1 protein-coding gene is annotated in these 413 nt (G+C 73.1%); it reads left to right on the top strand.

Features of this window, described 5'->3' with window-relative positions:
• On the top strand, nucleotides 1-413 hold a 413-nt coding region (locus ACLBYB_RS32805), incomplete at both ends, for a response regulator (RefSeq protein WP_447701380.1).

The raw sequence follows: 413 nt of genomic DNA, 5'->3' as shown, positions 1-413 counted from the left end.
TGACCGTCCGCGTCCATGATTCCGCGACCGCCTTCCTGGCGGCGGAGCCCGAGCGCGTCGGCTGCGTCGTCACCGACGTGCGCATGCCCGGCATCGACGGCGTCGGGCTCCTGCACCGCCTCCGTCAGCGGGGCAGCCTGCCGCCGGTCATCGTCATGACGGGCCACGCGGACGTCGCCCTCGCGGTCGCGGCCATGAAGGCCGGCGCGGTCGACTTCATCGAGAAGCCGTTCGACGACGAGGTGCTCCTCGCCAGCATCCGCTCGGCCCTGGCGCGCTCGGACCGGACGGCCAAGCGCGCGCCCGAGCGCGACGCGGTGCGGGCGCGCCTGGCCGAATTGACCGAGCGCGAGCGGCAGGTGCTGGAGGGACTGATCGCCGGCAAGGCCAACAAGGTGATCGGCCTCGATCTC

The organism is Methylobacterium sp. D54C, assembly GCF_053345595.1.
The sequence above is the reverse complement of the archived record's forward strand: the minus strand, read 5'-3'. Positions and strand labels throughout refer to the sequence as shown.